At 68.1% G+C, this 24,402-nt stretch carries 25 protein-coding genes; 4 read left to right on the top strand and 21 right to left on the bottom strand.

The window, feature by feature from the left end:
- Positions 1-4: 4 nt before the first annotated feature.
- From GH266_RS09580 to GH266_RS09630, 11 genes are all read right to left on the bottom strand, one after another.
- Positions 5-307, bottom strand: a complete 303-nt coding sequence (locus GH266_RS09580) for an HPr family phosphocarrier protein (RefSeq protein WP_158193711.1) — start codon at positions 305-307, stop codon at positions 5-7.
- A gap of 11 nt (positions 308-318) precedes the next feature.
- A complete protein-coding gene (dhaM, locus tag GH266_RS09585) occupies positions 319-708 on the bottom strand; it encodes a dihydroxyacetone kinase phosphoryl donor subunit DhaM (protein ID WP_158193712.1) in 390 nt (129 codons plus the stop codon).
- The gene (dhaL, locus tag GH266_RS09590; protein ID WP_158193713.1) at positions 705-1,313 is read right to left on the bottom strand and encodes a dihydroxyacetone kinase subunit DhaL; all 609 of its coding nucleotides are present in this window, start codon (positions 1,311-1,313) and stop codon (positions 705-707) included. Before dhaL ends, dhaM begins: the two co-directional genes overlap by 4 nt.
- Complete coding sequence (locus GH266_RS09595) at positions 1,314-2,327, bottom strand: ABC transporter ATP-binding protein (protein WP_158193714.1); 1,014 nt, start codon at positions 2,325-2,327, stop codon at positions 1,314-1,316.
- A gap of 4 nt (positions 2,328-2,331) precedes the next feature.
- A complete protein-coding gene (locus GH266_RS09600; RefSeq protein WP_158193715.1) occupies positions 2,332-3,447 on the bottom strand; it encodes an ABC transporter ATP-binding protein in 1,116 nt (371 codons plus the stop codon).
- A gap of 6 nt (positions 3,448-3,453) precedes the next feature.
- A complete protein-coding gene (locus GH266_RS23360; RefSeq protein ID WP_158196129.1) occupies positions 3,454-3,651 on the bottom strand; it encodes a hypothetical protein in 198 nt (65 codons plus the stop codon).
- Between the two features lie 104 nt (positions 3,652-3,755).
- Positions 3,756-4,706: a carbohydrate ABC transporter permease gene (locus tag GH266_RS09610; protein ID WP_158193716.1), complete on the bottom strand. Its 951-nt coding sequence runs from the start codon at positions 4,704-4,706 to the stop codon at positions 3,756-3,758.
- Positions 4,703-5,665, bottom strand: coding sequence for a carbohydrate ABC transporter permease (locus GH266_RS09615; RefSeq protein ID WP_158193717.1), 963 nt, complete (start codon positions 5,663-5,665; stop codon positions 4,703-4,705). Before GH266_RS09615 ends, GH266_RS09610 begins: the two co-directional genes overlap by 4 nt.
- A gap of 228 nt (positions 5,666-5,893) precedes the next feature.
- Positions 5,894-7,174: an extracellular solute-binding protein gene (locus tag GH266_RS09620; protein ID WP_158196130.1), complete on the bottom strand. Its 1,281-nt coding sequence runs from the start codon at positions 7,172-7,174 to the stop codon at positions 5,894-5,896.
- Between the two features lie 466 nt (positions 7,175-7,640).
- Positions 7,641-9,758 carry a 3-hydroxyacyl-CoA dehydrogenase NAD-binding domain-containing protein gene (locus GH266_RS09625; protein ID WP_158193718.1) on the bottom strand — a complete coding sequence of 706 codons (2,118 nt, stop codon included), beginning with the start codon at positions 9,756-9,758 and terminating at the stop codon, positions 7,641-7,643.
- A gap of 114 nt (positions 9,759-9,872) precedes the next feature.
- The gene (locus tag GH266_RS09630) at positions 9,873-10,700 is read right to left on the bottom strand and encodes a 2-keto-4-pentenoate hydratase (protein WP_158193719.1); all 828 of its coding nucleotides are present in this window, start codon (positions 10,698-10,700) and stop codon (positions 9,873-9,875) included.
- 198 nt (positions 10,701-10,898) lie between these two features.
- Between GH266_RS09630 and GH266_RS09635 the strand changes: the two genes are divergently transcribed.
- Complete coding sequence (locus GH266_RS09635) at positions 10,899-11,324, top strand: FKBP-type peptidyl-prolyl cis-trans isomerase (RefSeq protein ID WP_158193720.1); 426 nt, start codon at positions 10,899-10,901, stop codon at positions 11,322-11,324.
- Positions 11,325-11,398: 74 nt separating this feature from the next.
- On the opposite strand, the gene GH266_RS09640 is transcribed toward GH266_RS09635, so the two are convergent.
- Both GH266_RS09640 and GH266_RS09645 read right to left on the bottom strand, forming a co-directional pair.
- Positions 11,399-12,028: a CDP-alcohol phosphatidyltransferase family protein gene (locus GH266_RS09640; RefSeq protein WP_158193721.1), complete on the bottom strand. Its 630-nt coding sequence runs from the start codon at positions 12,026-12,028 to the stop codon at positions 11,399-11,401.
- 28 nt (positions 12,029-12,056) lie between these two features.
- Positions 12,057-13,652, bottom strand: coding sequence for a xylulokinase (locus tag GH266_RS09645; RefSeq protein ID WP_158193722.1), 1,596 nt, complete (start codon positions 13,650-13,652; stop codon positions 12,057-12,059).
- 127 nt (positions 13,653-13,779) lie between these two features.
- Between GH266_RS09645 and GH266_RS09650 the strand changes: the two genes are divergently transcribed.
- The gene (locus GH266_RS09650) at positions 13,780-14,769 is read left to right on the top strand and encodes a stealth conserved region 3 domain-containing protein (protein ID WP_158193723.1); all 990 of its coding nucleotides are present in this window, start codon (positions 13,780-13,782) and stop codon (positions 14,767-14,769) included.
- Positions 14,770-14,773: 4 nt separating this feature from the next.
- Here GH266_RS09650 and GH266_RS09655 read toward each other — a convergent pair whose 3' ends face one another.
- Complete coding sequence (locus tag GH266_RS09655; RefSeq protein WP_158193724.1) at positions 14,774-15,892, bottom strand: glycosyltransferase family 4 protein; 1,119 nt, start codon at positions 15,890-15,892, stop codon at positions 14,774-14,776.
- Entirely contained in the window at positions 15,889-16,626 is a 738-nt protein-coding gene (locus GH266_RS09660; RefSeq protein WP_158193725.1) for a CDP-alcohol phosphatidyltransferase family protein, read from the bottom strand. Before GH266_RS09660 ends, GH266_RS09655 begins: the two co-directional genes overlap by 4 nt.
- A 115-nt stretch (positions 16,627-16,741) precedes the next feature.
- Between GH266_RS09660 and GH266_RS09665 the strand changes: the two genes are divergently transcribed.
- Positions 16,742-17,497 carry a phosphocholine cytidylyltransferase family protein gene (locus GH266_RS09665; RefSeq protein ID WP_158193726.1) on the top strand — a complete coding sequence of 252 codons (756 nt, stop codon included), beginning with the start codon at positions 16,742-16,744 and terminating at the stop codon, positions 17,495-17,497.
- Between the two features lie 81 nt (positions 17,498-17,578).
- On the opposite strand, the gene GH266_RS09670 is transcribed toward GH266_RS09665, so the two are convergent.
- Entirely contained in the window at positions 17,579-18,802 is a 1,224-nt protein-coding gene (locus GH266_RS09670) for an LptF/LptG family permease (RefSeq protein ID WP_158193727.1), read from the bottom strand.
- 3 nt (positions 18,803-18,805) lie between these two features.
- On the bottom strand, positions 18,806-20,029 hold the full coding sequence (locus tag GH266_RS09675) for an LptF/LptG family permease (RefSeq protein WP_158193728.1): 1,224 nt from the start codon (positions 20,027-20,029) through the stop codon (positions 18,806-18,808).
- A 308-nt stretch (positions 20,030-20,337) separates the two neighbouring features.
- Here GH266_RS09675 and GH266_RS09680 point away from each other — a divergent pair, with 308 nt between their 5' ends.
- Positions 20,338-20,817: a phosphatidylglycerophosphatase A family protein gene (locus GH266_RS09680; RefSeq protein WP_158193729.1), complete on the top strand. Its 480-nt coding sequence runs from the start codon at positions 20,338-20,340 to the stop codon at positions 20,815-20,817.
- A gap of 7 nt (positions 20,818-20,824) precedes the next feature.
- Here the strand turns inward: GH266_RS09680 and GH266_RS09685 are convergent, their stop codons facing one another.
- From GH266_RS09685 to GH266_RS09700, 4 genes are all read right to left on the bottom strand, one after another.
- Positions 20,825-21,613, bottom strand: coding sequence for a phosphatidate cytidylyltransferase (locus GH266_RS09685; RefSeq protein ID WP_158193730.1), 789 nt, complete (start codon positions 21,611-21,613; stop codon positions 20,825-20,827).
- 10 nt (positions 21,614-21,623) lie between these two features.
- Positions 21,624-22,463 (bottom strand): SDR family oxidoreductase, encoded by an 840-nt coding sequence (locus tag GH266_RS09690; RefSeq protein ID WP_158193731.1) that lies wholly within the window; start codon positions 22,461-22,463, stop codon positions 21,624-21,626.
- A 2-nt stretch (positions 22,464-22,465) separates the two neighbouring features.
- A complete protein-coding gene (locus GH266_RS09695) occupies positions 22,466-23,578 on the bottom strand; it encodes an inositol-3-phosphate synthase (RefSeq protein ID WP_158193732.1) in 1,113 nt (370 codons plus the stop codon).
- A gap of 121 nt (positions 23,579-23,699) precedes the next feature.
- Positions 23,700-24,377 (bottom strand): DUF4833 domain-containing protein, encoded by a 678-nt coding sequence (locus GH266_RS09700; RefSeq protein WP_158193733.1) that lies wholly within the window; start codon positions 24,375-24,377, stop codon positions 23,700-23,702.
- Positions 24,378-24,402 lie beyond the last annotated feature (25 nt).

Raw genomic sequence — 24,402 nt, forward strand, 5'->3', positions numbered from 1 at the left:
CCCCTCACTCCGCCTCGCCCGCGGCTCCGGTTTCGAAGTCGTTGCGCACCAGCGCCACCAATGCGTCGAGCGCGCTGCGCGCATCCTCGCCGGCCGCGCGGAAATGCAGGACGGTGCCCTTCGGCGCCCGTGCCGCCATCACCTTGACGATACTCTTGGCATCGATCCAGGGGCCGTCCGCCCCCGGGCTCACCTCGATGCGCGACTGAAAGGTCTTGGCCAGCTTGGTCAGCTTCACCGAGGGACGGGCATGCAGCCCGACTTCGTGTTCCAGCAGGACCTCGGCGGTCAGCGCCACTTCGCTCATGTCCATTGTCCTCAAAGCGCCGAAAGCTCTTCCGCAGTCCGGCGAACATCCTGCAACGACGCGCCGCCCGAAGCCTCGGTCGCGGCAATCACCGCGCCCTCCACGATCGGCGCGTTGCACACCACCACCTTGCCGCCGCGCTCTTCGGGAAGCATCTCGACAGCCATTTCCGAATTGGTCTCGGCGCCGCCGAGATCGACGAGAAGCGCGACGCCTGCTTCCGACCACGCTTTGTCGATGGCCACAAGGATCGCCTCGACGCTGGTGCCGAGGCCTCCATCCGGATCGCCGCCGCACCAGGCGAGCGGCACCTCGTCGCCCACCATCTGGCGCACCATGTCGGCGGTGCCTTCCGCAACCAGGGGCGAATGCGACACGATGACGATGCCGACATTGCTCATTTCACGTCTCCAAGCTGTGCGGCGACCGCCTCGATGATGATCAGGCTCGACCGGGCGCCGGGATCGATATGACCGATCGACCGCTCCCCCAGGAACGAGGCGCGCCCCTTGGTGGCGAGCATGTCCTTCGTCGCCGCGCAGGCCTTGCGCGCGACCTCCACGATCTCGGCCGTCGAGCGGCCGGCGGCCAGCGCCTCCGACACGGGCACCAGCACGTCGAGCATGGTCTTCTGCCCGGCGCTCGCCTTGCCGCGCGCCATCACCGCCTCGATGGCCGCCTTCAGCGCGGCAGCAACGCCCTCGCGCGTCGGCGGCATGTCCAGCGACTTGCCGAGCGTCATGAACAGCGTGCCGTAGAGCGGCCCCGAGGCGCCGCCCACCTTCATCACCAGCTGCATGCCTGCCGCCTTCAGCGCCTCGTTCCACGGCTTGGCACTCAGCACGTCCAGCTCGCCCAGCACGGCCTGCATCCCGCGCTTCATGTTGTGGCCGTGATCGCCGTCGCCGACGGCGGCATCCAGCTCGGTCAGTTCGTCGGCATGGGCAATGATCGCCTGCGCCACCGCCTCGAAAATCTCCCGCAAACGGGGGTCCGTATCGCTCATCTATCTGATCCGGTTTCCGTCTTCATCGAAGTAGAGTGGCGAGACCGCCTCGACGCGGATCGCCTCGCCGGCGGCAAGCCGGCTTGCGGGATCCGCCAGCGTCGTCAGCCGGAAGTCGCCGATCCTGATATGGAGATGGTTCTGGTCGCCCAGATGCTCGACCCAGTCGAGCCGGGCGTTGGCGCTTGCCCCATCCGCGACCTCGATCCGCAAGTGCTCGGTCCGCGCGCCCAGCGAAAAAGCGCCGCCCGGCGCATTCTCCGCCGGGATCACGCCCATCGGCAGGACGTTGATCGCCGGCTGGCCGAGACGGGCGGCAACATAGACATTGTCCGGGTCCTCGTAGATCTGGCGCGGTGTGCCGATCTGCACCAGGCGCCCTTCCGACAGGATGCCGATCCGGTCCGCCATGGTCATCGCCTCGATCTGGTCATGGGTGACATAGAGGATCGTTGCTGCGAGCTCGCGCTGGATGCGCTTCAACTCCAGCCGCAGGTCGGCGCGCAGCTTGGCGTCGAGCGAGGACAGCGGCTCGTCCATCAGGAAGATCGACGGCTGGCGCACCAAGGCCCGGCCGATGGCGACGCGCTGCATCTCGCCGCCCGACAGCTGGGTGGAGCGGTTGCCGAGCTTGTGGCCGATCCGCAGCATGTTCGCCACCGCCTCGACCGTGCGCCGGATCTCGTCCTCGGGCACGCGCCGCGCCGGCGAGCGCAGCGGGAAGGCGAGATTGTCGAAGACGCTGAGATGCGGATAGAGCGAATATTGCTGGAAGACGAAGGCGACATCGCGCCCGGCCGGCGGTACGTGGGTGACGTCCCGCTCGTCGATGTGGATGGAACCGTTCTCCGGCACCTCCAGCCCGGCGATCAGCCGCAGCGTCGTCGTCTTGCCCGCGCCCGTTGGCCCGAGCAGCACGACGAACTCGCCGGACGCGATGGTGAGGGAGAGATCGTCGACCGCCCGGGTGCGGCCGAACTGCTTGGCAATTCCCGACAGGGCAACGCTTGCCATGGTCTCAGCCTCCCGTCCCGTTGCGCAGGACCGCGCCCGCATCGTCGCGCGCGCTCGCCAGCGCCCTTCCGCTTGCCCGGTCGAACAGCGACAGCCGCGCGGTATCGAATGTCAGGCCGACGCTTTCGCCCTCGCGCACGACGACGTCGGCGGCGATCCGCGCCTTCAGCCGCGCCGCCCCGACCGTGACCGTGACGATCTGCGTGGTGCCGAGATATTCCGCGCCGATCACCTCGCCCCGCAGCGCGGACGCATCGTCGAAGCACACATGCTCCGGCCGCATGCCCAGCACCAGCGAGCCGGCGGCCACCTGTTCCCGCAGTTCGGGGACCGGTACCTGCGCACCGCAGAGCCGGACTTCGGCAGCGCCCGTACCCTGCCCGTCCTCCACATCGAGGAAATTCATCGGCGGCGAGCCGATGAAGTCGGCGACGAACATGGTGGCCGGGCGGTCGTAGATCTCCTGGGGATGGCCGAACTGCTCGATGACGCCGTGGTTCATCACCGCGATCTTGTCGGCCATGGCCATCGCCTCCACCTGGTCGTGGGTGACATAGACCGTGGTGGCCTTGATCGAGTTGTGGAGCTCGCGCAACTCGCGCACCATCAGGTCGCGAAATTCGCTGTCCAGTGTGCCGAGCGGCTCGTCCATCATGAACGCCTTGGGCCGGCGCACGATGGCCCGGCCCAGCGCCACCCGCTGGCGGTCGCCGCCGGCAAGTCCCGAGACCGGCCGGTCGAGGATGTGGTCGATGCGCAGCAACCGCGCCGTCTCCTCCACCCGCGCGCGGATCTCCTGTCGCGGCATGCCCTGGCAGATCAGCGGAAATGCCATGTTCCGGCGCACGTTCATGTGCGGATAGAGCGCGAAAAGCTGGAACACGAAGGCGATATCGCGATGCGCTGCGCGGTTGAACGTGACATCCTCGCCGCCGAGGAAGATCCGCCCGGAGGTCGGCAGCTCGAGCCCGGCGATCATCCGCAGCGTCGTCGTCTTGCCGCAGCCCGACGGGCCGAGCATGACGAAGAACTCCCCGTCCGCCACGGTGAAATCGGACTTCTTCACCGCGGTGAAGTCGCCGAAATTTTTCCTGAGGGCTTCGACCCTGATCTCCGCCATGGCTGACTATTCCGGAAAGTGGCTGACGACGATGAACATCACGGTGCCGGTCAGGATCGTGACGAAGGAATAGGTGAAGAGCGCCAGGGCGAAGGGCTGCATCAGCATCACCACGCCGAGGCCGATCAGCACCGTCGCCAGCAGCTCCCACGGACCCCGGCGGAAGATCCGCGGTCCGGTGGAGCCGGCCGCCGCAGCTACCACCCTTCCGCGTCCCGGCGGATGTGCCCGCTGGTGGGCGATGCGTGCGCGCGCCGCCTCAAGGTCCCGGCCGCTTTCGGCCGCCGGCTTGGTTGGCTGTGACCCGGTCATTTGCGCACCGCTCCGAAGGTGATGCCCCTGAGCAGATGCTTGCGCAGGAGGATGGTGAAGACGAGCACGGGAAGCAGGAACAGGGTGACGCCCGCGCCGATTGCCGGCCAGTCGAGCCCGCCCTCGCCGATGATCGTCGGGATGAAGGGCGGCGCCGTCTGCGCGGTGCCGGAGGTCAGCAGCAGCGCGAAGGCATATTCGTTCCAGGCGAAGATCAGGCAGAAGATCGCCGTCGCGGCGATGCCGGTCGCCATCTGCGGCAGCACCACCTTCACGAAGGCCTGCAGGCGCGTGTAGCCGTCGATCAGCGCCGCCTCCTCGTATTCGCGCGGGATCTCGTCGACGAAACCCTTCAGCAGCCAGACGGAAAGCGACACGTTGACGGCCGTGTAGAGGATGATCATGCCGAGATGCGTGTCGGACAGGCCGAGCGTCCGGTACATGAGGAAGATCGGGATCGCGACCGCGATCGGCGGCATCATGCGCGTCGACAGGATGAAGAAAAGGAGATCATCGGCCAGCGGCACGCGGAACCGCGAGAAGGCATAGGCGGCCAGCGTCCCCAGGAAGACCGACAGGAAGGTCGAGCCGAAGCCGATGATCACCGAGTTGAGGAACCGCTCTCCGAACTTCGACGGCCCCGCGATCACCATCTGCCGCGAGCGCACCAGGTCCTCGTACCAGGTCTGCGGCGGCGGCAGGCTCTCCATGTATTCCGGCGTCTGGCGCGTGCGGGTGGTGAACAGGTTGACGTAGCCCTCCAGCGAGGGTTCGAAGACGACCTTCGGCGGATAGGAGATCGAGTCCGGCGGCGTCTTGAAGCCGGTCAGGAAGATCCAGGCCAGCGGCACCATCGTCACCAACGCATAGACGATCACCAGCGTACCGGCGACGGTCCGCGTCAGGCGGCTCGGCGCCACGACCGAATGGGCGGTTGAGGTGCTCATCTGCTCTTCACCGTGTTGAGAGCCTTGACGTAGATGTTGGCCGCGCCGAACACCGTGACGAAGAGAATGATCGCGAAGGCGGAGGAGAGGCCCGTGCGCCACTTCTCGAACGCCTCGCGCTTGAGATTGATCGAGGCGAGTTCCGTGACCGAACCGGGACCGCCGGAAGTCAGCTCGACGACCAGGTCGAACATCTTGAAGTTCTCGATCGAGCGGAACAGCACGGCCAGCATCAGGAACGGCATCACCATCGGCAGGGTGATCGACCAGAAGGTGCGGAAGGGGCCTGCCCTGTCGACCTCTGCCGCCTCGTAGATGTAGTCGGGGATCGAGCGCAGGCCGGCGAGGCAGATCAGCATCGTGTAGGGCGTCCACATCCAGGTATCGACGATGACGATGGCCCAGGGCGCCAGGTTGACGCTGCCGATCATCTGGAAGGACGAGGGATCGACTCCGGTGAAGAAGCTGATGACGTAGTTGAACAGGCCGATCTGCGGCTGGTACAGGAAGGTCCAGAAATTGCCGACAACGGCCGGCGACAGCATCATCGGCAGCAGGATGATCGTCGTCCATACGCCGTGGCCGCGGAAATTCTTGTTGATCAGCCAGGCCAGCGTGAAGCCGATCAGCACCTGGAAGAACATCGTCCAGAACAGGAAATGCGCGGTCACCAGCATGTTGTGCCAGATGTCCGGATCCGTCAGCACCCGCTCGTAATTGCGCAGGCCCACCCACTCCACCGCGCGGTTGAGCCGGTTGGCGCGATAGTCGGTGAAGGACAGGTAGACCGTCCAGATCAGCGGGAAGACGTTGATCGCCAGCAGCAGCACGATGGTCGGCGCGATGAAGAGCCAGGCAATCGCCTTGTCCGACAGGCCGCGCACCTTGCGGGCCACGCCGGGCGGCGTGCTGCGGGCGAGCCGGTCGGCGGCGCGCTGGCTGATCTGCGTTTGAGACATGGTCGGGTTCCGCATGGTCGGCGGCAGGCGCCTTGGCTTGCAGGACGGGGCTTGCCGGACTGGGCTTGCTGGACTTGGGCTTGCAGGACGTGACGGGCGCGGCAGGCACGCAAGGCGGCGTGCCCCCAGGCCTCCTGCCGGACCGGGCGGCGGATGCGGATCCGGGCGGATCCGTCCGCCATCCGGCCTTCCCGCCGCGGGCGCGACGGGAAGACGCGTCGGAAAGGCCTAGAGCTTGCCTTCGTCCTCGAAGGTCTCGGTCCAGTCCTCGATCAGCTTGTCCAGCGCTTCCTGGGCCGTGCCCTGATCGGCAACGATGTAGTCGTGCAGGCGCTTCTGCATGGCCAGCAGCAATTCGGCATAGGCCGGCTCCTGCCAGAAGTCCTGTACCGCGCCCATCGCCTTCAGGAAGTCGGCCGCAAAGGGCTGGCTGTCCTTGAAGCCGGGATCGTTCAGCACCGAGTTATGGGCCGAGTAGCCGCCGAGCGACCACCACTTGGCCTGCACGGCCGGCTGGGCGAACCACTTGATATACTTGAGCGCCTCGTCCTTCTTGTCCGAGTAGGAGATCACCGAGATGCCCTGCCCGCCCAGCGTCGAGGCCTCCACGTTCTGCTTCGGATTGACGAAGAAGCCGATCTTGTCGCCGCCGACCTGCTCGTCCTTGTAAAGGCCGGGGAAGAAGGCGAACCAGTTCATCGCCATCGCCACCTGGCCGGACTTGAAGCTGTCGAGGCTCTCCTGCATGTAGCTGTCGGTGTAGCCCGGCGCCGTGCAGCACTTGTAGAGCTCCTTGTAGAACTCCAGCGCCTCCACCGCCTCGGGCGAGTTCACCGCGCCTTCCATATCGTACTTGCCCGGCGTGTTCTCGTACTTGAAGCCCCAGGCATAGAGCGCGCCGGTCGCGCCCATGGTGATGCCTTCGGAACCGCGCTCGGTGAAGATGTTGATGCCGTAGCGCGTCTGCCCGTCGATCTCGCGGCCCTGGAAGAACCTGGCGATCTCCATCAGCTCGCGCTGCGTCTGCGGCGGGGCGAGATCCCGTCCGTACTCCGCCTTGAACGCTTCCTGGATCTCCGGCTTGGAGAACCAGTCCTTGCGATAGAACCAGGCATTGGCATCGCCCATCGCCGGCAGCGCCCAATAGTTCGGCGTGCCCTTCGGCCAGGTCGAGTAGGCATAGACGGTCGCCGGGGCGAAGTCGTCCATGCTGATGCCTTCGGCCTCGAAGAAGTCGTTCAGCTTGACGTAGTGGCCGTTCTCCGCGCCGCCGCCGATCCACTGGCTGTCGCCGATCAGGAGATCGCAGAGCTTGCCGCCCGAGTTCAGCTCGTTGAGCATGCGGTCGGCGAAATTCGGCCAGGGCACGAACTCGAACTTCATGCCGATCCCCGTCTCGGCGGTGAAGTCCTTGGACAGCTCGACCAGCGCATTGGCCGGGTCCCAGGCGGCCCAGCACAGGGTGATGTCTTCCGCCTGCGCCGATGTCGAGGCGAACCCGCCAAGCATCGTCCCGCACAGGACGGCAGCCCATGTCTTCCGATATCCGTTCACGTGATCCTCCCAAACTTCACGCGGCACTTTTGTCGGAACCGCCCCTCCAGACGGCCGCCGGCCGCACCCGCCTCCCGCGAGAGCGACATCCGTTGTCCGGATGTTTACCGCAGTGTTTAGTAGGAGAACTATAACTAAACAAAGCAAGACAATTCGTTGCTGCAAAGCCACATGCATTCCTTGCATTGCAGCACCGAATACGCGCGAAGGGGGCGTAAAACATCGCCTTGTTTCGCAATTCTATATCAACTCGACAGGATCAATCCTTCGCTGACCGAAATAAACAGCAATCTGATAATAAACATTTTCCCGCGCCGAGGGCGCTGTGCCCGAAAAAAAGCCGGGCCTCGTGGAGGCCCGGCTTCGGCAAAGTCGGCAATCGATCTGGCAGCGCAGCAAGCTGGCGCCAGGAAGGGAAGCCTCAATCGCGCTCGTTGAGCGACGCGAAGGTCTTTCCGTCTTCCGCAAGGCGAACCAGCAGCGGTGCCGGCTCCCAGAAGAACGCATCTTCCGCGCCCAGACGGCGCAACTCGGCGAGCACGGTGTCGAGGCCCAGCCTGTCGGCATAGTGCATCGGCCCGCCGCGCCAGCGCGGGAAGCCGTAGCCGGCCAGCATCGTCACGTCGACATCGAGCGGGCGCAGCGCGATGCCTTCCTCGACGATCTTCGCCGCCTCGTTGATCATCGCCGCCATGTAGCGCGAGACGATCTCCTCGTCGGTGAAGCTGCGCGGCACGATGCCCTTGGCCTCGCGCTCGGCCGCGATGATCGCCTCAACCTCCGGGTCCGGGCTGCCGCGGCGGGCGCCCGCCTCGTAGAGATAATAGCCCCGGCCGGTCTTCTGGCCGAACCAGCCGCGCTCGCAGATGCGGTCGGCGATCCCCACCGTGCGCTCGCGCGGATCGCGCGTCGCCGCCCGCCGCTTGCGCCCGGCCCAGGCAATGTCGAGGCCGGCGAGGTCGCTGACGGCGAAGGGGCCCATCGGGAAGCCGAAGGCAACCAGCGCCGCATCGATCTGGTAGGGGCTCGCCCCGTCCTCGACCATGTAGTCGGCGGCCTTGCGATAGGTGTTGAGCAGCCGGTTGCCGATGAAGCCGTCGCACACGCCGGCGCGCACCGCCACCTTGCGCAGCTTCTTGGCCAGCGCAAAGCCGGTGGCGACCACATCCGCCCCCGTCTTGTCGGCCACCACCACCTCGAGCAGGCGCATGACATGGGCTGGCGAGAAGAAGTGGAAACCGATCACGTCCTGCGGCCGCGCGGTCGCCGCCGCGATCTCGTTGACGTCGAGATAGGACGTGTTGGTGGCCAGGATCGCCCCTGCCTTGGCGATGCCGTCGAGCCGCTTGAACACGTCCTTCTTGACGTCCATGTCCTCGAACACCGCCTCGATCACGAGGTCGGTCTCGGCGAGCGCCGAATAATCCGTCGCGGTAGAGAAGTCGCGCGACAGGATCTGGTCGCGCCGCGCCTCGCTCAGCTTGCCGCGCCGCACGCCGTCGTCGAGCAGCTTGGAAACGATGCCGCGGGCGCGCTCCACGCTCGCCTCGTCCCGCTCCACCAGCGTCACGGGCAGGCCGGCATTCAGCGCAGCAACCGCAATGCCGGAGCCCATCGTGCCGCCGCCGATCACACCGATCGAGGCGACCTCGCGCGGGCTTGCCGCCTCCGCTTCCGGGATCTTGGCAACCGCCCGCTCGGCGAAGAAGGCATGGATCAGACCGGCCCGCTGATCGGAGGCCATCAGCTCCTTGAAGAGCTCGCGCTCGCGCGCCATTCCCTCATTGAACGGCAGGTCGTAGGCCGCCTCGATGGCGTCGATGGCCACCAGCGGCGAGATCTGCCCGCGCGCCGACTTTTTCGTCTTAGCCCGCCAATCCGCGAACAGCGCCTCGTCCTTGGCTCCCGGATCGATCTCGCCCGAGCGCCGGCCGGTCGCCTCGCCCTCGGCAAGACGACGAGCATGGGCAAGGCCGGCGGCCAGCGGGTCGTCCCCGTCGACGACCGCATCGACGATGCCGAGCTTCAGGGCCTCCACCGCGGCCACATGGCGCCCGCTGGTGATCAGGTCGAGTGCGGCGGCAGCGCCCGCAATGCGCGGCAGGCGCTGCGTCCCGCCCGCGCCGGGCAGAATGCCGAGCGTCACTTCCGGCAGGCCGACCTTGGCCGAGGACAGCGCCACGCGGGCGTGGCAGCCGAGCGCGACTTCGAGGCCGCCGCCGAGCGCGGTGCCGTGCAATGCCGCCACCACCGGCTTCCCGCAGGCCTCGATGGCCGCGATCACGTCGGGCAGGAAAGGCTCGGCCATCGGCTTGCCGAACTCGCGAATGTCCGCGCCGGCGATGAAGGTGCGACCGGTGCCGTAGATCACGCCCGCGCGCGCCTGATCGTCTCCGGCGAGCCGGGCGATGGCCTCCGCAAGGCCCGCACGCACCGCTTGCGACAGGGCATTGACCGGCGGATTGTCGACCGCGATCACGGCAATGCCGTCCTGAACGGAATAGCGTACGGGATCGGTCACGGGGCAACTCCTTGGCATGTGGCGAGGGTCCGCAGCCTCTTTTCAGGCTCCGGATTTGAGCCGCAGTTTAGGGAGCGGCCCAACTGTTTCAATCCTAAAATATCTCCGCGCGAACGGCTCCGCCCGCGCACCTCAGCCCGTAAAGGCGATCGCCATGTCGGCAAGCGGCAGCCCGGCGACGCGTGTCTCCCAGGTCTCGCCAGGCGCCACCGGAAAGGCCCGCGTCAGCGTCCCCGTCGTCACCACTTCCCCAGTGGAGACCGTGCTCGCCAGCGCGGTAGCAGGCAGCCCGTCGACCATGGCCTTGAGCGCGCTCAGCGGCCCGCCGAGCACGTTCTCCGCGCGGCCGCTGTCGATGCGCTCGCCATTGCGATGAAGATCCAGCGTGAAGGAGGCGAGCTGTTCCAGCCACTCGGCCCGGTTCACTGCTGTGACCGGCGCGAAGGGGCGGTGGCGCAAAAGGCCGTGCAGGGCGAAGGCGGCGACCGTATCGGCCGCCTGGAACCGCCAGTCCGGATAGATCGACTGGACGATCTCGAAGCCGAGCGCCACCCCGTCGATCCGCTCGAGCAACTGCGCCTCCGAAAGGCCCGCCTGCAGCGGCGCGGCGATCCGGAAGACGATTTCCGGCTCGATTCTCGGCTCGACGAGATGGCCGATGGATGTTTCGGCCGCCCCTTGCGCGGGGGCTTCGGCCAGCGTCGTGTCGTAGACCGGCCCCCAGATCGGCGCATGCACGTCGTATTCGTCCCAGATGGTCCGGTTGGTGAAGCCGATCTTCCAGCCGCGCGGGGTCTCGCCGCGGGCGATACGGGCCGCGCGGATCTCGGCCGAAACCTGATAGGCGCGCGCAAGGCTGAAAGCTTTATCCCCGTCGGTGATCGGCGCGCACGAGCCCACCTCGCCGGCGATCCTCAACAGCGCTGCCGCGTGGGTCCTGTCGCCATCCGAAATCTGCAAGGCCGTTCCTCCCGGTTATCCCCGTTGACCGGCCGACACGATGGCCGCGCGCCGCCGCCATGGCAAGTGGCGTGGCAAGTGGCCTCGTCGGTCCGCACAGCGCCCGCCTTTCCGCGTGGCTGTCCCCGCGCTATCCTCGCCGCCATCAACGCGTGTTATCCTGAAAGACAACCAGATCCGCTAGCGAAAGGCCCCTTCATGCTGCGACTTCTCCAGGCATTTCTCCTGCTGCTGCCGCTGACCCTTGCGGCGCATGCGGAAGAACTCCAGATCCGCGACATCGTCACCGGCACCGGCGAGGAAGCCGTGCCCGGCGCCACGGTGACCGTGCACTACACCGGCTGGCTGATGGACGGCACCAAGTTCGATTCCAGCCTCGACCGCGGCGAGCCCTTCTCCTTCCCGCTCGGCGCGAGCCGCGTCATCCGCGGCTGGGACCAGGGCGTCGAAGGCATGCGCGTCGGCGGCAAGCGCGAACTCATCATCCCGCCGGAGCTCGGCTATGGCGCGCGCGGGGCCGGCGGCGTCATTCCGCCGAATTCGACCCTGCGCTTCGAGGTGGAACTGCTGCGCGTGTCCAAGGCCAATTTCGGCGCGCTCGACACCGAGACCGCCCGCGGCTGAAGACATACGACCGGCATCCGCAGCGATGCCGGTCGACTTCCTCTGGTCCGACTTTTCCGGATTATCTTTTCAAATCAGTCTTTTGCCGCGCCATCCGCAGCCCGCAACAGGGCAACCGCCCGCCGCATCCGCTGCACCGACGTCAGATGCGCCAGCAGCGCGTAGATGCCGAGCCCAACGGCAATCGTCGAAGCCGGCGCGATCCCGGCAAGCGACAGCCCCCCGGCAACCAGGAGCATCGCACTCAGGAAGATGATCCGCTCCAGCCGCTCGAAGAAATCCGGCCACGCCTCGTTGCGGATCGGGATCTCGATGGCCGTGCGCGCCTTGGCATAGCTGGTCAGCACCCCGCCGGAAAAGGCGAGCAGCGCCAACGCCCAAAGGTCGTTGACCGCGGCAAGGGCAGCCAGAACCGCCAGTTCCTGGTAGCGGTCCACCATGGCGTCGAAATAACCGCCCGACTTGGTGCACATCGACCGGCGCCGCGCCACCGCCCCGTCCAGCGCATCGAAGGCGAAAGCAAAGGCCAGCGTCAGTCCGAAGACGGCCGGATTCCCGTGCCACAGATAGAGCGCCGAGGTCAGGCAGATCAGGACGAGACCCGTCGCCGTGACCTGGTTCGGCGTCATCCCCATGCGCACCAGCGGGGTCGCCATGCTCTCCCAGAGCGGGTCGATATGGCGCTTGAACAAGCCGTCGATCATTGGCGCGGTTCCATTTTCGTCAGGATAATCAGCGATATAGGGAAATCAGCTTCGGCCGGTGCCGGTCGAGCAGCGCGGCCCGCCGGTCGGCCCGCGCCATGCCTTCGCCCTCAGGGTCGTAAGTCAGCGCCTCGCCCTGGGTGAGGCTTGCGGCGGCCGCCTCGACGCTCGGATACCAGCCGAGACCGGCCGCGGCGATGGCGCCCGCCCCGCGCACGCCGGCAAGGCGCGGCTGGCGCACCACGACCTGCAGCTTCAAGGCATCGGCCAGCATCTGCGCGAAATGCGGGTTGACCGCACCGCCGCCGACCAGCGGCAGCGGCAGGCCGGTCTTCAACCCCTTCTGCCGGGCCACCTTGCTGAGCGCCCAGCGCATGTTGAGCGCAACGCCTTCCAGCACCGAGCGCAGCAGCGCGTTGCGGTCGTGGCCGACGGAAAGCCCTGTAAAAACAGCGCGCAAGCGGTCGTCGTCAACCGGCACGCGCTCGCCGGAAAGCCAGGGCACGAAGAGCGGATCGCTGTCGCGCAAGGGGCCGATGCCGGCATAGAGCGCCTCCAGCGAGGCGTCGTCGTCGCGCGCCGCGCCGCTCTCCCCGCCGCCGAACAGCCGCGCGGCCCAGGCGAAGGCGGACCCGGCGCTTTCCTGCGTCGCGATCAGCAGCGGCCGATAGTTCACGCTGGAGGATATCGTGGCGTAAGAGTGGAAAATATCGATCCTTCTGGAGGGGAAAAAGCCGCTGAGCCACGCGCTGGTGCCGGCATAGGCGTGCAGTTCTCCGTCGCCCGTCGCACCCGAACCGATGGCCGTCGCCACCACGTCGCCCGCCCCGGCGATCACCGGCAGGCCGGCGGCAAGGCCGAGCTCTGTCCCCGCCTGCGGCAACAGGCCGCCGACGGTATAAGTCCCGTCGACGATCTCCGGCAGCCGGTCGAGCGGGATGCCGAGCCGTCCGGCGAGATAGGGCGACCACCCTTCCCGGCCGGGCCGCGTATCCATCATCCAGGTCAGGTTGGCGCTGTCGGCCGTGGTGACGAAACGCCCCGTCGCCCTGTGCAAAAGCCAGTCCTTGACGTCGAGCAGCCGGGCCGCCGCTTCCCACACGTCCGGCTCGTGCTGCTTCAGCCAGAGCATCTTGGCCGGCGGGTCCATGCCGTTGTGCGAGGGCGCACCGTTGGCGATGCGCGTCCAGGTGTACAACTTGTCGAGCCGGTAGCCGGCGAGCGAGGGAAATCCCCCGTTCATCGCGCGCGACAGGGAGCCTGCCCGCTTGTCCAGCCAGACGATGGCCGGGCGCAAGGGGCGCCCCGAGCGCTCGACCGGAATGACGCCGCACATCTGTGCGCAAAAGACGAGGGCCGAGGCGCGCGCGGATAAATCGGGGATCTGCGCGGCAAGATCGGCGATCCCTTCGCGCAGCGCCGACCACCAATCCTCGGGCTCCTGCTCGGCGCGGTCGGGCCCCGGCAGGCTCAAGGGATAGCGGCGCGTTGCCGTCGCAATGGCGGAAAGGCTGCGATCGAGCGCCGCGATCTTGACGCCCGAGGTGCCGAAATCGGCGGAAATGATCAGGCCGCGCTCATCCGAGCCCGGACCTTTTTCCCCTGCTGCGCTGTCGCCGATCACCTGCCTGCCTCAAGCCTGATGCGGGGGAATTGCCCCTTCGCCGGCAACGGGTTTATAGAGTCCGGGACCAAATGAGAACCGGGAAACGCGCGCGGCGCGCCCCGCAACCGCGTGCCTCGAGGACCGGATGATCGCAGAAACGGGACGGGGACAGGGCGCGGACAAGGGCGAGGCGGTCGACATCGTCTACACCTGGGTCGACGACAGTTTCCCCGGTTATCGCGAGCTGCTGTCCGCCCATGCGGGCACCGCGCATGACAGCAATCCCAACCGCACCCGCGACAATCTCGAGCTTTTGCGCTACTCGCTGCGCTCGCTCGACGCACATGTCCCCTTCGCCCGAAAGATCTATCTGCTGAGCTGCCGGCCGCAGATCCCCGCCTGGCTGGACAGGGATCATCCCGACCTCGTGGTGGTACATCACGATGACATCATGGCGCCGGAGATCCTGCCGACCTTCAACTCCTTCGCCATCGTCAGCCATCTGGCGAAGCTGCCGGGCCTGTCGAGGACTTTCCTCTATTTTGAAGACGATATGCTCGCCTTTTCCCCGCTGAAGCTGGCCGATTTCCGCGGATCGGACGGGCGGGCGAAAGTCTTCCTGACGGGGAAAGCCTCGCCGGTGCTAGCAAGCCTCGACCCGCAGCGCGCAAGCCCCTGGAACCTGGCCATGGCCAATGCCAACCGGTTGCTGGAACAGCGTTTCGGCCCCGGACGGCGGCGCTATCTCGCCCATGGGCCGCAGCTGATCGACGCCGCGCTTTTCGAGGAAATGTGCGAGGATTTCCGCGAGGCGATCGAGGCGACGCGGGCAAGCCGCTTCCGCGCCGGCCACAACGTGCCGCCGGAATACCTCTACCCCCACTTTGCCGCGGAAAGCGGCCGCGCGGTTCCCGTCTCTTCCGCGGAGACCCGGCGCGCGATGGGCTATGCCTCGCTGGAGAATGTCCTGCCCTGGACCTTCGCGCAGCTGCGCTATCTGGAATGGGCGAAACCGCTGGCGGTGACGCTGAACGACAGTTTCGGCAAGGCACCCAACCCGCGGGTCGTCGCCCATATGCGCGCCGTGCTGGAGCGCTGGTTCCCCGTTCCCTCGCGCTTCGAGAAGCGGGGATAGGGGCTCACGGGAGGCCGAGCGCCTCGCGGTAAAGCCTTGCAAAGACGGGACCCGTGCCGCGAATGTCGGCATCTTGCGCGCGGGCATCGGCCCATGCGATGAGCCGCTCGCGGGCGGGCCTGTCCCCGGCAAGGGTGACGATGCGCAGCGCCAGCGCGCCGGCATCGCCCGGAGGCACCAGCAGCTCCGCGCCTTCCCCGCTCATGACGCTGGCATAGCCGGCATTCGCCGCCGCGACCGGCAGCGCGCCCGCCGCCATCGCCTCGACCAGCACCAGGCCGAAGCTTTCGCCGTAAGGGGCAGGCGCGGCGAAGATATCCGCACCCCCGACCAGGGCACGGGCGGTGATGTCGTCCGGCCGGTCGACGAGGCGGATGCGCGCGCCATGAGGGAGGACAAGGGCCTGCTCGACGAGGGGCCGCAACTCGCCGCCGCCGGCAATGGTGAGGCGCGCATCCGGTAGCGCGGAGGCGATCTGCGGCCATGCGGCCAGCAGCACATCGAGCCCCTTACGCGCCTCGAACCGCCCCAGAAAGACGATCTCAAGACTTTGATTCGGCTTCGTCTTTCGCGCCTGCCGCCAGGGCGCAAGGTCGACCGAGGGCGGCACCACCTCCACCCGCGCATCGCGTGCCGCCTCCCCCAGATGCGGCAGCGGCGTCGGCGAGGGAACGACGACGATGCGCGAGTGCGAGAGGAAGTGCCGGGCGGTGATACGCAGCAGCCGCGCGGCAAGTCCGGAGGCATCCGCTGCCGGAAGCGTCGCATGGAAGGTCGTCACCGTCGGCAGGCGCAGCTCCCGCCAGACCTGCCAGGCGACGAAAGGCGTCCAGGGCGTGTGCAGGTGGACGAGATCGGCGCCCCACTCGCGCAGATCGGCAACGAGCCGGCGCCGTTCGGCCCGCGGGGCATAGCTCACCTCGAAGCGGGTGCCAAACATCGACACCATCCGGGATCGACCGCAACACTCTGTTCCGTCAGCGCAAATTCCGTCGGGCGTTGGCGGCGCGACGATGCGCACCTCGTGCCCCTCGCCCCGCAGCCACTGCGAAAGGTCGCGCACATGCGACTGGACGCCGCCGGGCCGGGCCATTGCATAGGGAAGGATCTGAACGATCCTCATGCGCCCTCGCCCGGCCAGTTGCGGAAACTTGTCCACACCGCATCCCCGACATCGAGCAGGGCATAGACCAGAACGAAGACCACCATCGCCGGCAGAGCGCCTGCGAGAGCTGCGATTCCAAGAAAAATCGGCAGGGCACCGCTCATCCCCGCCAGTGCGCGCTCGGCAAGGACGACAAATCCCCCCGGCTGCGCCTCCTGCGGGGGCGGCGCCGCGTCAGCTGCGGGAGAGGCAGGCCGCGCGTCCCGCGCCACCCTCGCATAGAGGCGCAGCCACGCCGCAGCGAGCGCCAGAGGCGTCCAGAAAAAGCCGGTACCGTCCGCCGCGACCATCCGGTCGGCGAGGATGCCGATGCTGGTGTAGAACAGGCCCCATTGCGCCATGTCGATGACGAAATCGAGCGCCGCGCCTTTCGAGGAACTGCGCCCCGTCGCCCGCGCCAGCCCGCCATCGGCGCAATCGAGGATCTGGAAGGCGACGGCGAGCAGCACCGTGCCAAGGACGGCAAACCCCGGCGGCAGCAGCAGGGCGGCGAGCGGCATCGCCAGCGCCACCGGCAGGGCGGCCAGGGTCACCGCGGTCGGAGAAATCCCCGTCGGCACCAGCCGCGCCACCAGCCACAGGCTCGGCAAGCGGTAGAGCACGGCCACCGCCCAGTCGCTGGCGAGCTCGCTGCGGAACCTCTCGCGGCGGTACTCCCGCCAGAGGGTACGAAACGTCGGATCCGGCTGCATGATGTCGAGATAGTCCCTGCCTGCCTGCGCCCTCGGCCCTCCAGCCAGCCGGCTATTGCCCGCGGCCCGGCGCTCCCCTATTAGTGGACCGCCTTTATCACATTCCGGTCGATCCATGCCCACTATCAAAGCAGTTTTCCTGGCCGCCGGTCGCGGCGTGCGAATGGGCGAGCGCGGCCTGCTGACGCCCAAGGGGCTGATCTCGCTCGGCCACCAGAGCTTCCTGGAAGACGCGGTCGACACGCTGGCCCTCCACGGCATCACGGATATCCGCGTGGTCACCGGCCATCTTGCCGAGCATTACCGCGAATTGGCGGCGAACCGGCGGCCCTCGCTCGACCTGCGCCACAACGGCACCTTCGCCACCAAGGGCTCGCTGCAGAGCCTGATGGTAGGGCTCGAGGGGCTGGACGGGCCCTGCCTTGTCCTCGAATCCGATCTGGTGTTCGAGCCGCGTGCGGTCGCTGCCGCCATCGGCGAGCCGGAGACGCCGGCCCTGCTCACCTCCGGCAAGACCGGGGCGGGCGACGAGGTGCATGTGTGGATCGACGACCGGGAGGGGCGGCCCTGTCTGCGCGACATGTCCAAGCTGGTCGACCGCTGGCACGACGCGCCTTATGGCGAGTTGGTCGGCCTGACCTATCTGACCGGCGAAGCGGTGGCGCGGATGCAGGAGATCGGCCCGCAGCTGATCGCGCTCGACCCGATGGCCGACTACGAGAGCGGCGTGGTCGAACTGGCGCAGAGCCAGCCCGTCATCGTGCCGCGGATCGACGATCTCGCCTGGGCCGAGGTCGACAACGAGGCAATGCTCGCCCGTGCCGCGGAGCTGGTTTATCCCCGCATCGAGGCGGCGCGCCGGCAGGGCTGATCCCCGCCCGAAATTTTGCGACGGATTTTGCAAAATTCCGTCTCGAAATCGCGAAACTTCGAGACGGCCCGCGCAAACCGCTCAATGCGGCCGCGACAGCATCCGCTGCGCCACGACCACCCCGATGAGCGCCAGGAAGATCGACAGCCAGCTGCTGGTGAAGCCGGACAGGACGCCGATCTCCCCCATCGCCCAGGAGACCTTGGTCGCGACCAGCGCGAGATATCCCGCAAGCGCCAGGACGAGGATACGCAGGGGCGCGACGACGCGCCCTGCCCCCGCCACCGGAGCAAGGCTCGCCCCCAGCAGCGCGTAGGCGCCGGGAAGGAAGAACGCCGCCCAGCGCCGCCACAGCGCCGCGTCGACATCCGGCCCCTTCAGCGGGTTGCTGTCGCGCGCCAGCACCTCGAGCGGGGCCTGCGGCAGGTAGAAGGCGGCGATGTCGTAATAGGAGAGCGCCTCGGGCACGATATCGAGCCGCAGCTCCAGGCTCGGATACTGGCTGATGAGGTAAAGCGAGGTCTGGGCGTAGGCGGGCGGCGCACCGTCGCTGCGCGACTGGTCCTCGCCCGGCAGCCGCGCCCACAGGTCGACATCCGTGAAGCGCCAGAAGCCGGGCCGGTCGGCCGGCACGCCGTGGCGGGCGACGATCACGTCGCGCAGGTCGCCGGCGACCACGCCGCGATAGAGCTCGACATCGGCGAGCTCGGGCTTGGCGCTGCGGATGACCCGCGCCTTCAGCACCGCGCCGTTGACGACGAACCAGCTCGGCTCGCCGAGATCGCCGTCGGCAAAGCGCCGGCCGTAGCCGCCGAGCTGCAGCTCGGCCTGGGCGAAGACCGCCGCCGGCCGCCACCAGCGCTCCAGCGAGAACTGCAGCGCGCCGGTGACCAGCGCGAAGACGCAGACCACCAAGAGCGTCTGGCGCGGCGACCAGCCGGCGGCGGCGATCACCGTGGTCTCGCGGTTGAACAGGCGCATCAGCTCGGCCGCGAAGACGCCGATGAAGCAGGCGACGGGAAACAGGCGCGTCGCGATGTCTACCGCGCGGTAGCCGAGATAGGCCGCGACCAGAAGGACGCGGGAGCGCCCCAGCTCGTCGGCCCGCGCCAGCACCCCGTCGAGGCTCTGCGCCAGGTCGATGGCGAAGGCAACGATCAGGAACATCGTCATGACCAGCGCCGCCGCCTTTAGGTGCGTTGCCAGGATCCGCCGGCCGATCAGGCCGAAGACGGGCGTGCGCCGCCGGGCGAGCGGCAGACCGCCGGCAGTGAAAAGCGGAAGGGTGGAGCCGGGCGCGCGCATCGATCAGGCCCGCGAACTGACGGGGCGCAGCAGCACGGCGGCGCGGGCGCGAATGCCGGCGACCGCGACCAGCAGAACCAGCAGGGCGGCGGCAAGGCCGACCATCGCCAGCGCCTGCGGTTGGTCCGCTGCCAACCGGCCGAGAACGCCGCGCAGCACGATGTCGAAGGCGAGCAGCGCGCCGCAGGCGAGCGGCAGCGACAGGAAGCCGAAGACGCCGCGTCCGGCAAAGACGCAGGCGAGCAGCGCCAGCAGCGGCGCGACGAAGACGGCAATCGCCCGCGAGACGCGCTCGCCGGCGATCTTCAGCGCCTCCCGCCCGGTCTCGCCGGCACCTTGGCCCTCGCTCAGGGCCTCGAACACGGTCCACTCTCCGGCAACGTCGGTGCGCAGGGCATGGTTGAGGATGTTGTCGAGGCTGACCGGCAGCGACACGTTCTCGACCTTGACCTGGGGGAGCGCGGGAATATTGGCGACGTCCGGCCGGCCGACGGCGAAAAGGTTCGGCCCGCGGCCCTGGCGCAGCATGCCGGCGCCCTCGCGCGCCTCGACCCGGATGAAGTCGTAGGCGATCACCCGGCCGAGCCCGAGACTGTAATTGCCTTCCCCGTCCGGCCCGGCCAGCTTCCAGTCGGCGGCCTGGGTGACGCGCCAGCGGCCCGCCTCGCCCGGCTGGTGGACGAAAAGGCTGTCGTGCGGCGGGGTGACGGACGTGTCGGAGAGGGCGGCGAAGGTCCGCCCGCGAATGGTCTCGACCAGGGTGCCCTCGCTCGGCCCGGTGATGCGGGAAAACAGCAGCTCGCTCTTCAGCTGGAAGATCACCGTGCGGGTGGCGTGGCGGGCCAGCGGATCGATGACGCCGGAAACCGCAAGGCTGGCGACAAAGGCGAGCGCGCCGAGCGACAGCGCGACGCGCACCGGCAGGCCCCAGGAGACGCCGGCCGCCGACAGGGCGACGAGCTCGCGCTCCTCGCGCGCGGCGACGAAGGCGAAATAGCCGCCGATGACGCAGGCGAGCGCCAACGCGAAGTCGAAGATCTCCGGCGAGGTGAGGCCGAGAACCGCGAGCGCGTAGAGAAGGTTGCCGCCATTGCCCAGCACCTCTTCCAGGATGCCGGTCAGCTTCTCGGCGAGGAACACGACCTCGATGATGGCGACGACGAGCACCACCCGGCCGAGCACGCGCGCGAACAGGGACCGCGCGGCGAGAGAGGCAAGCGGTCTCACCTTACCCCGCACTCCGTCCGGCACGTCGCCCCGTTCCGCATCTCGCCCTGCATCGCTCTCCGTCGTGTTTCATGCTAGTCACCCGAATCTGAAGTTCGTCACATTTGGCAGCAAGCTCTGTACGAACTTCAGATTCAAAAGAGTGACTAGTAAGTTTATGTTTCTAGTGTGGTTTTCGAATTTGAAATACGCTCCGACGGTTGCCGCAAAACGAGGCGTATTTCAAATTCACCACACTATAGCCCGGCCTGCCGCGCGGCATCCCGCCCGGCGGTTCCGATTCCGATCCTCATCATAGGCCGGCCGCAATGTCCCGTCTTGTCCATAAGCCCAGCCAGCGGCTCGGTCATGTCCTGGCCCTGTCCTTCGGCGCCGGCCTGTCGCCGGTCTGGCCGGGCACGGTGGGTGCCATCGTCGGCCTCGTCCTGGCCGCCGGGCTGGCGATGCTGTCGGTGCCGCTGCAAATCGCCGGCCTTGCCGCCCTGTTCTTCGTCGGCGTGTGGGCCTCCGGCGTCGTCGCGACGGCGACCGGGACCGAGGACCCGCAGATCGTGGTGATCGACGAGAGCTTCGGCGCCGCCGCCGTGGTTCTGGCGCTGCCGGCCGAGCCGCTGTGGTGGATCGCCGGCTTCATCGCCTTCCGCGCCTTCGACATCCTCAAGCCGTTCCCGGTCAACTGGGTCCAGGACCGCGTGAAGGGGGGCACCGGCATCATGCTGGACGACGCCGCCGCGGCGCTCTACGCGATCCTGGTCCTTGCGCCCATCGCCTGGGTTCTCGCCGGCTGAGGCTGCTTCACGGGGCAAGGCGCAGCAGCAGAACCAGCGCGGGACCTGCGATCAGCCAGGCATCGACGATGTCGAGCAGCCCGCCCTGTCGCGGCAGCACCTGCGGGTAGTCCTTGACGCCGGAGGCGCGCTTCAGCCGCGAGCCGGCAAGGTCGCCCACCACCGCCGCAACCGCAATGACGCCGGCAGCCGCCAGCGACAGGCCGAGCGACCAGCCGAGCAGCAGGGGCCCGGCAATCGCCGCCGTCAGCGCCAGCATGGCCGCGCCGATGGCAAGGCCCTCGACGGTCTTGCGCGGGCTGAGCCGCGGGAAGGCCGGATGCCGGCCGAACAGCTTGCCGCCGAACAGGGCGTAGCTGTCGTAGGTCTCGACCAGCAGGAAGGCGAGCACCAGCACGCCGGCATTGGCCGGCTCGACGCCGGCGGCAACGAACAGCGCCAGCGGCAGGCCGGGGAAGAGCAGCACCTCGGCGACAAGACGCACTGTTCCGGCCGTCCCGCCGGCGCGCAGGTGCCGACGCCAGGCAACGGCAACCGCCTCATAGGCGACGCGCGTCGCAAGGGCGGCCAGCGCCAGCGAGAGCACGAGGCCGCCGGCAACGAAGGGGCCGAGCCCGCCGCCGACGATCACCAGTTCCGTGCCGTAGACCGGCCAGAGCGGGCGCGCCTGCGCTGCCGTTGCGGGCACGAGGCTGCCCAGCGCCAGCAGCACGGCGCCGATGGCAAGGCAGACGAGAACGGCGAGCGCCGCAATGTCGAGGGGAACGAGGGCCGGCATCATGGCAGGGGGCATCATCGCGCCGCGCTCAGTCCCGGTGCGAGCGGGCAACGCGCGCCTGCCACAGCCGGAGTGCGGGCGACAGCAGGCTGTGGCCATGGGCGAGAAGCTGCATCTGCAGGCCGGGCGCCACGGTGAAGCGGCCCTTCTCGGCAGCGAGGATGATCTTTTCCGCCACCCGCTCCGCCTGCCAGAGGCCGCCGCCGGCGGTGATCGCCCGGGTGGCCGCCGGCTTGGTCGCGTTCTCGGCGACAAGCTGCGGCGTGTCGGTGTCCGGCGGATAGGCAAGGGTCACCGAGATGTTGCGGTCGGCGAGCTCCACCCGCAGGACCTCGGCAAGGCCGCGCATGGCGAATTTCGACGGCGCATAGGCGCCATAGCCGTAGATGCCGAAGAAGGCCGCGCCCGAGGAGACGAAGACCATCCGCCCGCCGCCCGCGCCCGCCATCTCCGGTGCCAGCGCATGGGCGACATGCAGCGCGCCGAGATAATTGGTGCGCATCTGCATCAGGTGGTCGTCGAGCGGCTGCTCCAGAAAACGGCCCGGACGGGCAACGCCGGCATTCATCACCGCCCAGCGCGGCACGCCGAGTTCGGTGGTGATGCCGGCAATGGCCTCGCGCGCCTGATCGGCATCGCCGACATCCGCAGCGCGCACTGCGATGCGTGCTTGCGGCACGGCGGTGGAGATTTCGGCGCGGGCGCTTTCAAGCCGCTCGGCCCCGCGCGAGACGAGGGCAAGGTCGAAGCCCTTGCGCGCCAGCGACAGCGCCATGGCGCGGCCGATGCCGCTGCTGCCGCCGGTGATCAGGGCGACGGGGCGCCCGGCGGCGCCGAGCAGCCCTGCGCCCGTCGCACCGCCGGTCATGGTCAGGCCGCCTCGCCGTTGGCGAAGGCGAGCAGGCGGTCGTAGCCTTCCGCATCCTCGATCTGCAGAGGCGGATGCTTGAACAGGAACGCGCTCGCATCCTCGATCGGGCCGGCAAGACCGCGGTCGGCGGCGATCTTGGCGCAGCGGATGGCGATCAGCGCCATGGCCGCGGCATTGGGGGAATCCTCGACTTCCAGCCGCATCTCGACATGGGTGCGCACGCCGCCGAACAGCCGGCCCTCGAGGCGGACATAGGCGACCTTGCGATCGTTGAGCCACGGCACGTAGTCCGAGGGGCCGATGCGGATCTCGCTGTCGGAGAGCCGCGCGTTCATCGCGGTCTGCACGGCCTCGGTCTTGGACTCCCGCTTCATCGCGAGGCGGTCCATGTCCATCATGTTGAGGAAGTCGGTGTTGCCGCCGACATTGAGCTGGTAGGTGCGGTCGACCTTGACGCCGCGCATGTCGGCGAGCCGGGCCAGCGCCCGGTGGGTGATCGTCGCGCCGAACTGCGCCTTGAAGTCGTCGCCGACGATCGGCACGCCGGCCTCGCGGAAGCGGGCGGCCCAGACCGGATCGGAGGCGATGAAGACCGGGATGCCGTTGACGAAGGCGCAGCCGGCTTCCAGCGCGCATTCGGCGTAGAACTGCGTCGCCTCGACCGAGCCGACGGGAAGGAAGTTGATCATCACGTCGGCCTTGGCCTCGCGCAGGGCGGCGACGATGCCGGCCTTGTCGAGCGCCGGCGCGCTGGAGACGACGAAGCTGCGGTCGGGCGCCTGGTTGCGCATGAAGGCGGAAACGCCGTCGAGATCCGGCCCGCGCAGCACCGGCGCGGTCATGCCGGAAAGATCCTTGTGGAAGATCTCGGTGCAGTTCGGCAGGGCGACCGCCGCCTCGCCCACCGTGCGTCCGACCTTGCGTGCATCGACCTCGAAGGCGAGCACGATGTCGACGTCTTCCGGCCTGTAGCCGCCGAGCACCGGGAACGGCACGCCCACCGCCTCGTCGCCCAGCGCCCGGCAATAGGCCACGCCCTGGATCAGCGAGCTTGCGCAATTGCCGGCACCGACAATCGCGGTACGGATCGTTTTCGCGGAAGAAGCGCTCATACTGTCTGGTTACCCCCGAACCCTGCCCGGACGGGGTGACCGTCCGCTTCTCTGGCTGTTGTCGCGCGCGGCAGTCCCGCGCGCCTGATGCCTGCCGCCGGCCTCGCCGACGCGGCAAGCGTTACTCGATCTCGATCCGTTCGACCAGCGGCTTGCCGGTCTCGGCGTCATGGCCCATCACCAGCACCTCGCGCACGCTCGGCATCAGCCCGCTCTCGTCCACATCCGCATAGGCAGAGGCCATGCGCATGGTCCGCCCGCCGACGGGAAGCAGAAGCTCGGCCCGGCCCGGCTCGACCAGGCGCAAGGTCGCCGGCCGCTCGGAATAGGACACGATGTGGATGCGGAAGACATCCGGATCATCGGTCGCGCGCGCCCTGACGCCGAAGGCGAAACTGTCCTCGATCATCTTCAGCGGCAGCTGCTCGCCGGTGGTGTTGAAGCGCCGCCAATAGGCGACGATCGGCTCGCGCGGGTCGAGCCTGCCGTCCTGCGTGAAGCGGGCGGCATAGACCACCGTGTTGGAATTGCTGGACCGCTGGAGATAGAAGACCTGGCCCGGGTCGCTGGGCACCGGAAAATCCGGGCGCACCACCGGCAGGCTCGCGACCTCGGTGACCACGGAGCCTCGCGGCTTCTGCGCGTTGCCCGGCGTGATGCGGGTTCCCTCGATGGCCATGGCCGCCGGCGCCAGGACGACCAGCGCCGCCAGCACGGCACAAAGGAGGCGAAGCGAACGCCCGGCATGGGTCGTCCGCGAGTGACCCGGCTTCATGCCGGCCCTTTCGTCAGCTGTCATGGCGATGCCAACTCCGCTCGGTGCG

Source organism: Stappia indica (genome assembly GCF_009789575.1).
Classification (GTDB): Bacteria; Pseudomonadota; Alphaproteobacteria; order Rhizobiales; family Stappiaceae; genus Stappia; species Stappia indica_A.

Coding starts and splice junctions, on each gene's coding strand:
- GH266_RS09695 (WP_158193732.1), bottom strand. CDS start 23,578: ATGAGCGCTTCTTCCGCGAAAACGATCCGTACCGCGATTGTCGGTGCC.
- GH266_RS09635 (WP_158193720.1), top strand. CDS start 10,899: ATGCTGCGACTTCTCCAGGCATTTCTCCTGCTGCTGCCGCTGACCCTT.
- GH266_RS09600 (WP_158193715.1), bottom strand. CDS start 3,447: ATGGCGGAGATCAGGGTCGAAGCCCTCAGGAAAAATTTCGGCGACTTC.
- GH266_RS09620 (WP_158196130.1), bottom strand. CDS start 7,174: ATGCTTGGCGGGTTCGCCTCGACATCGGCGCAGGCGGAAGACATCACC.
- GH266_RS09665 (WP_158193726.1), top strand. CDS start 16,742: ATGCCCACTATCAAAGCAGTTTTCCTGGCCGCCGGTCGCGGCGTGCGA.
- GH266_RS09700 (WP_158193733.1), bottom strand. CDS start 24,377: ATGACAGCTGACGAAAGGGCCGGCATGAAGCCGGGTCACTCGCGGACG.
- dhaM (WP_158193712.1), bottom strand. CDS start 708: ATGAGCAATGTCGGCATCGTCATCGTGTCGCATTCGCCCCTGGTTGCG.
- dhaL (WP_158193713.1), bottom strand. CDS start 1,313: ATGAGCGATACGGACCCCCGTTTGCGGGAGATTTTCGAGGCGGTGGCG.
- GH266_RS09615 (WP_158193717.1), bottom strand. CDS start 5,665: ATGTCTCAAACGCAGATCAGCCAGCGCGCCGCCGACCGGCTCGCCCGC.
- GH266_RS09685 (WP_158193730.1), bottom strand. CDS start 21,613: ATGATGCCCCCTGCCATGATGCCGGCCCTCGTTCCCCTCGACATTGCG.
- GH266_RS09625 (WP_158193718.1), bottom strand. CDS start 9,758: ATGCCAAGGAGTTGCCCCGTGACCGATCCCGTACGCTATTCCGTTCAG.
- GH266_RS09680 (WP_158193729.1), top strand. CDS start 20,338: ATGTCCCGTCTTGTCCATAAGCCCAGCCAGCGGCTCGGTCATGTCCTG.
- GH266_RS09580 (WP_158193711.1), bottom strand. CDS start 307: ATGAGCGAAGTGGCGCTGACCGCCGAGGTCCTGCTGGAACACGAAGTC.
- GH266_RS09650 (WP_158193723.1), top strand. CDS start 13,780: ATGATCGCAGAAACGGGACGGGGACAGGGCGCGGACAAGGGCGAGGCG.
- GH266_RS09595 (WP_158193714.1), bottom strand. CDS start 2,327: ATGGCAAGCGTTGCCCTGTCGGGAATTGCCAAGCAGTTCGGCCGCACC.
- GH266_RS09610 (WP_158193716.1), bottom strand. CDS start 4,706: ATGAGCACCTCAACCGCCCATTCGGTCGTGGCGCCGAGCCGCCTGACG.
- GH266_RS09660 (WP_158193725.1), bottom strand. CDS start 16,626: ATGCAGCCGGATCCGACGTTTCGTACCCTCTGGCGGGAGTACCGCCGC.
- GH266_RS09655 (WP_158193724.1), bottom strand. CDS start 15,892: ATGAGGATCGTTCAGATCCTTCCCTATGCAATGGCCCGGCCCGGCGGC.
- GH266_RS09690 (WP_158193731.1), bottom strand. CDS start 22,463: ATGACCGGCGGTGCGACGGGCGCAGGGCTGCTCGGCGCCGCCGGGCGC.
- GH266_RS09640 (WP_158193721.1), bottom strand. CDS start 12,028: ATGATCGACGGCTTGTTCAAGCGCCATATCGACCCGCTCTGGGAGAGC.
- GH266_RS09670 (WP_158193727.1), bottom strand. CDS start 18,802: ATGCGCGCGCCCGGCTCCACCCTTCCGCTTTTCACTGCCGGCGGTCTG.